Origin of the sequence: Planktothrix sp. FACHB-1355 (assembly GCF_014748295.1) — a bacterium.
Lineage (GTDB): Bacteria > Cyanobacteriota > Cyanobacteriia > Cyanobacteriales > Aerosakkonemataceae > Aerosakkonema > Aerosakkonema funiforme_A.
In genome coordinates, this window is sequence record NZ_JACJUP010000390.1 from 1 (window position 1) to 5,382 (window position 5,382).

Below are 5,382 nucleotides of genomic sequence, written 5' to 3' on the forward strand. Positions count from 1 at the left end.
AAGGTGAGAGCCAGCATCCGGAGAGTACCATCAGAAAGTAACCAAGATGGAACTGGTTCACCACCAGATTTATACTGTATGGCTAAATATAAATGTTTGTCTTCCGATCGTTCTTGAACAAGGATCGTTTGTACATCTGTTAATACGGTACGAATATGCGCTACCCAGTCTCGAAATACTTTCGGGTTGTTTTTCTCTAAATCTTGAACTACAAGAGGTAAGTTTGAGCCATCGACTTTGAATGTACGCACTTCAGAAGGACTGCAAGGACGGCGCATAGCAATACTATTGAGTGCCAAAATATGTACTCCTTGGAGCAAAATATCCCGTACCCACATTGATATAGGAAATCGCTTATCTTGAGGTAACCCTCCCAAAGATGACTTACCACTTCCCAATCTGAACATCATGTTCCAATCACTAGATTCACCACGGAAGTAGTCGTTCCCAGATTCGAGTATTTTATTAACAACTTTACGCCAGCCTCTGGGAGGTCTGTTTCTCCCTGGTGCTTTAAATAGGGTTTTTGGTGCGACAGGTTCCGTGGGAAACTGTAAGCGTTGTTCTTCAGGTTTTTCTAGATTTTTCTCTGGATCGTTGTGCAACCACAGAGTTTCGCCTGCGATCGCTAGTTCGCCGTTTTCCTCTTTGGTAAAGCCTACTTCATAACGAGCGTATTGATAGCGAGATGCTAGTTTTTCAGGAACTCGTAACTCTATAGCTAGTTCAAAGCCCGGTGCAGATTGATGGAAAATTAATTGGTCAACGTTGGTAGCACGTCCGATCGGATTTTGAAAGTTTTGCAGTAGAGCATTATCTAGTCCCTCGCGCACGTAATCTCCCAGTAACGCCACAACATCTAGAAAAGAACTTTTCCCAGAGGCGTTAGGCCCAATCAGCACTTGGAAGGGTAGCAAAGGGCGATCGATATACCGCAAACATCTATAATTGAGTGCTTGCACACGACTCAGCATAAGTTATATGTTTATCTACTATTCTTAATATATTCTGAATTGGCCAAGCCACACAAAAATAGAATGGCTAGGCAAAAACCTCCTTACCACTGCAATAATAAAGTTAATTTCTACAGTTTGAAAACTACATGGCTTCTAGGTGTTGACGCAGTTTGCTGCTCAAAGTATCAATTAAGGTGACAACAACCAACAACACCAACATCATAGTTGTTGCTTTTGTGTATTCAAAACCTCTGATATAATTGACTAATTCAAAGCCAATCCCTCCCGCACCAACTACACCGAGTACAGAAGCAGCGCGAATGTTGTACTCAAACATATATAAGGTGTAGCCCAATCCTAATGGCAGTACTTGCGGTAAGATGCCGTATTGAGCAATTTGTAACCAAGATGCACCAGAAACTTGCAAAGATTCTATGGAACGCGGGTCTATAGATTCAATTGCTTCTTGATAAAATTTACCCAAATATCCAATTGTATAAATTCCTAAAGCCAAAGTTCCGGCTGGCGCACCCAATCCTGTGGCGGCAACAAACAATAAACCCAAAACTATGGAAGGAACAGATCGCACTGCATTTTGCAACAAGTTAGCTAATAATTGCAGCCAACGGGGAGCTAAATTGCGGGCGGAAAATATGGCGATCGGCAAGGAAAGAATTGCTCCGATTGTTGTTCCCCATAGGGACATTTGGATTGTTTCAATTAATCGCACAACCGCAATATCTAATATTTCTAAATTGGGCGGCCACAATCTCGATATAAAATCGGTAACATAAGGCCAGCTATCTTTGAGGAGTGTAAGATCGACTTTCAGCCCTTGCAATGCCCAACCGTAAACTAAAATTACACCGCACAGAATCAGTAGACGATTAACCCAGAAATACCGTTTCCAAAAGCTTGCAAAATGTTTCATCGGTTTGGTAATTAGTCATTGGTCATCGGGAATATTTTTAGCCAGTCCCTAGCCCCTAACCCCTAGCCCCTAGCTTCTAGTTGGATCGCACAAACTCAGCAAACTGGGATTGTAAGTTTTGGCAGGGGCCATCGTAAACGATCCGACCGGCATCGAGGACGATCGCACGTTCGGCGTAGGCAGATGCTAAGCTCAAATCGTGCAAAACCGTCACAATTGTCATGCCTTTTTGGGAGCGCAAATCTGATAAAATCTCCATCACTTGTTTGGCTGCCATGACATCCAAACCGGTGATGGGTTCATCTGCGAGGAGAATCTGAGGATTTTGGATCAGTGCGCGGGCGATCGCTACTCTTTGTTGCTGTCCGCCGCTGAGTTGTCCGGTTTTTTGATAAGCTTGCTCTTTCAACCCCAACTGTGCTAATAAATCCAGCGCCAAACGGCGATCGCTTTTCGGAAATCCCCACAAAGTTTGCCAAGTCGGTAGACCTCCCAAGCGTCCGCACAGTACATTTTCAATTGCAGATAGCTGACGAATTAACCCACCGCCTTGAAATAACATTCCGATGTCGCGTCTGGTAGAGACTGTTTTGACAAAGGGCGATCGCGATCGCAGGCGGGACGCCTGCTCCACAAGAGACATATTTTTTGTGTTTGTTGTGGAGTAACCTCTTGTGGAATCCCCTCTTGTGGAACGGGCGTCTCGCCCGTCATCCCCTCCCTCGACAAAATTGCCACAAGTTACCACACCATTAATGCGAATAATTCCGCGTTGCAATGGCACCAAACCGACCATTGCCCTTAACAATGTAGACTTACCCGCACCATTGAGTCCCAACAAAGCGACAAACTCGCCAGTGTTAATTGTGCAATCGATCCCGTTGAGTATCGGACGCCTCAGAGAAGCGCTGTAGCGGGTTTCTAGATTTTCGCATTCAATCGTCATCAGTCATTAATCATCGATCGTCGATCGTAATTTCAAATTCAAGATTGCAGATTTCAAATTGAATTTTTCTATGTGCAATTTGAAATTTGCAATCTGCAAATTCCCCATTAGCCCTGTTTAAAGTTGAATTCCAGCACGTTGCAGCGCGTCGCGCATAGGCTGTAAGTGAGTTGTATGATTGATTTTCACTAATTGTGTTGAATTATACAAGTCTCGCAGCAGTTGATTGTTGGCAGGTTCGTTCAACTTCATTAACGCATTGATAATTTTTTCTCGCGTAGCAACGGGAACATCATCGTCAATAGAAACGCCGTGAGCAGGTACATTATTAATTGCATAAAGAACCCGCAATCGACTGCCTTCTGCCTGGGTGATATACGGAGGTTTCAGAGCGTATTCCGACACAGCGGCAACATCTGCTTGACCTCGCAACACTGCTTGCAAAGCGCCGCTGTAGTTGTTGCCGTAGGAAACTTGACCGAAGAAACCGTTGAGACGATCGCGATTTTCCACCAATCCCAACTTCACCAATTCTCCCACCGGGAAGATAAATCCGCTACCAGAAGTCGGAGAAGTAAACGCCATTTTCTTTCCCCGCAGTTGTTGCAGGGTCTGCGCTGTAGCACCGCTTCTCAGCGGACTGTTGCTGGGTACAACAAACACAGAGCGATACGTATACCCACCCGAATAATTGGGTCGCACTTCTGCTAAATACAAACGAGCGTTTGCCAGCTCCTCAGCTTTCAAAGCCGGACGGCTGCTCAAAAACGCTACATCCGCACGGTTGGCTCGCAGAGCTTCTACAGCTGCTGTTTCATCTGCTACCATCGCCTCCACCGACATTCCCGTTTCCCGCGAGAGAAACTGAGCTACTGCATTCGCTTTTCTTTGGGCGTCGGCGGCGTCTCCTCTAGTGGGAAGAACTATTGTCAAACGATTCGCAGTTGCTTGCGCTAAAGATTGTTGCACTCGATCGCTAGCAGTACGCTCCGCCCTAGCTTGGGGCATTTTGTCAAGTGCGTCAATAGTAATACCGAAAAGCGCTACTAAGGCAGCACCTGCACCCAGTAAAAAATTTTTCTTCAAAAGCATAATCAACTTTATATGGTAACCGAAAAACTACTGCCAGTTTTTTTTTGACAGGATTTACCCACTCTGGGGGCAAAAACCCGGTTTCTTAGCAGATCTTTACCTGTTAAACCCACTATTCTTTAGAGAAACCGGGTTTCTTAGCGTCAGCCCTATTTTAGAAAAAATGGCAATAAGCACATACTAGAGTCTTATGCTTTTGCAACGAAAAGTCAATAACTTTTGCCAAAATCAGTCAACAAGCAAGGACATTACTTTAGGAATAGAGCGAAAAGCTAGTGTCCCTCGTATGCTATTAAAATGTCAAGCTTTGTTACATTTCTAAGCATGACACCCAAGCACTCTGGAAACTCCGTCTTACATTCATCTGTGGGAAGGAAAAAAACTCGCCCGAAAAAAGTTTTGGCTTTGGCCCTAGTTCCCTGGCTCCTGCTAGTTTTGAGCGCGTGCGGCAATGCAGACAAAGTAGAAGCGGAGGCGCAATCTCAGCCATCTGGGGCGACAAGGCCAGAATCGCGTCCGACGGCAGTAGATGTAGCGATCGCCCGCACCGGAGTTTTGCAAGAGCCGACAACATACGTAGGCACCACCAGACCGCTCCGCGAAATCTCCCTGCGCTCCCAGGTAGAAGGACGGCTGCTCAACCTAGCCGTCAACATCGGCGATCCGGTAGCGCGAGGCCAAATCCTGGCGCGACTCGACGAAGCCTTGTTATTGACTGCCGTTACTCAAGCGGAAGCGGAACTAGCCGCCCGCCAATCAGAAGTGGCACGCGCTCAAACGCAGGTGAGCAACGCCAAAGCCAGAGCCGAACAAGCAAGGCTGGAATTCCAACAGTCAAAGGCAGACACCCAGCGACGCCAATACCTCTATCGCGAAGGTGCAATTTCCCAGCAAGATGCAGAACTGTCGCAAACAGCAGCTCGCACCGCCGAACAAGCCTTCCGCGCCGCCGAAGAACAAATTCGCACCGAAGAACAGGCGGTAGCGGCAGCTGTAGGTAGAGTCAAAGCACAACAAGCGATCGTGGCGCAAGCGCGAGAGCGCAAATCCTATGCCAGAGTGACATCTCCGATTAAAGGCGTAGTGTTGGAACGGGTGACAGAGCCGGGAAATTTGGTGCAGCCTGGGGGTGAAATCCTCAGACTGGGTGATTTCAGTAGCGTGAAAGTGGTGGTATACCTTTCAGAGTTGGAACTATCCAATATCAGTGAGGGACAGTCTGTGCAAGTGCGGTTAGATGCTTTTCCCGATCGGCCTTTCTCCGGAACAGTCAGCCGTATTTCCCCAGCTGCGGAGGCTTCCTCTCGTCAGGTGCCGATCGAAATCATCATTCCCAACGATAACGATCGCATTGGCAGCGGATTGCTGGCACGAGTGACTTTGGCCCAACTGGATAGGCCAAAGACGATCGTACCGCAAACGGCCTTATCGGTAGCAGGGGGGAGATCGGAAGAGCG

The 5,382-nt window shown here is 47.0% G+C and carries 5 protein-coding genes; 1 reads left to right on the top strand and 4 read right to left on the bottom strand.

Going from position 1 to position 5,382, the window contains the following annotated elements; genetic code table 11:
• The 4 genes from H6S82_RS16595 to H6S82_RS16610 form a co-directional block, all read right to left on the bottom strand.
• Positions 1-974: AAA family ATPase (locus H6S82_RS16595; protein ID WP_191056441.1), on the bottom strand; the 974-nt coding region annotated here is incomplete at its 3' end.
• A gap of 124 nt (positions 975-1,098) precedes the next feature.
• On the bottom strand, positions 1,099-1,887 hold the full coding sequence (gene phnE / locus H6S82_RS16600; protein ID WP_190467506.1) for a phosphonate ABC transporter, permease protein PhnE: 789 nt from the start codon (positions 1,885-1,887) through the stop codon (positions 1,099-1,101).
• A 76-nt stretch (positions 1,888-1,963) separates the two neighbouring features.
• Entirely contained in the window at positions 1,964-2,833 is an 870-nt protein-coding gene (locus H6S82_RS16605) for an ATP-binding cassette domain-containing protein (RefSeq protein ID WP_190467503.1), read from the bottom strand.
• A 117-nt stretch (positions 2,834-2,950) separates the two neighbouring features.
• A complete protein-coding gene (locus tag H6S82_RS16610; RefSeq protein ID WP_190467500.1) occupies positions 2,951-3,925 on the bottom strand; it encodes a phosphate/phosphite/phosphonate ABC transporter substrate-binding protein in 975 nt (324 codons plus the stop codon).
• Between the two features lie 324 nt (positions 3,926-4,249).
• Here H6S82_RS16610 and H6S82_RS16615 point away from each other — a divergent pair.
• Positions 4,250-5,382 (top strand): efflux RND transporter periplasmic adaptor subunit (locus tag H6S82_RS16615; RefSeq protein WP_191056442.1); only part of this gene is annotated, 1,133 nt, incomplete at its 3' end.